The organism is Mycobacterium gordonae (assembly GCF_001417955.2).
Classification (GTDB): domain Bacteria; phylum Actinomycetota; class Actinomycetes; order Mycobacteriales; family Mycobacteriaceae; genus Mycobacterium; species Mycobacterium gordonae_B.
Map to the genome: position 1 here is coordinate 1 of NZ_LKTM01000243.1, position 785 is coordinate 785.

General features: G+C 63.2%; 1 protein-coding gene. It reads left to right on the forward strand.

Annotation, left to right across the window (positions count from 1 at the left end; genetic code table 11):
- A partial coding sequence (locus AO501_RS18100) for a pentapeptide repeat-containing protein (protein WP_419775680.1) occupies positions 1 to 785 on the forward strand: 785 nt, incomplete at both ends.

Genomic DNA, 785 nt, shown 5'->3' on the forward strand with positions numbered 1-785 from the left:
AGCGGCTCGGGCGGTTCCTCGGGGTTCTTCAACACCGGTGCGGGCAGTTCGGGGTGGCAGAACATGGGGCTGGGTGCCTCGGGTATGGCCAATGTGGGCGACCTGACGTCGGGCATGCGCAACCTGGGCAACAGCATCTCGGGCTGGTTCAACGCGAGTTCGTTGCAGGCCTCGCAGGCCGCGGTCATCTCTGGCTTCGGCAACGTCGGCAGCGAGGTCTCGGGGTTCTTCCACAACGCGGTGACCGACTTCACCACCTTCAGCATCGGCCTGGGCAACCAGGGTGGCTTGAACGTGGGTGGCGGCAACATCGGGGAGTTGAACTTCGGCCTGGGCAATGTGGGCGGGTTCAACTTCGGTGGCGGCAACCTCGGGGACTACAACTTCGGGTTCGGTGACCTGGGCAGCAACAACTTCGGGTTCGGCAACCTGGGCGACGGCAACATCGGGTTCGGCAACTCCGGCAGCGGCAACATCGGCTTCGGCAACACCGGCAACGGCAACATCGGTTTCGGTAACTGGGGTAACGGCAACAGCGGCTTGGCTAACTGGGGTGATAACAACTCCGGTATCGGGTTGCTGGGCAGCGGCAATGTCGGCTTCGGCGGCTTGAACGCCGGTACCGACAACATCGGCCTGTTCAACTCCGGTCACGGTAACCGCGGGTTCTTCAACTCCGGTACCGGCAACACCGGTATCGGCAACGCCGGTGACTACAACACCGGCATCGGCAACACCAGCATCGGCAACACCGGTATCGGCAACACCGGCAGCTACAACACCGG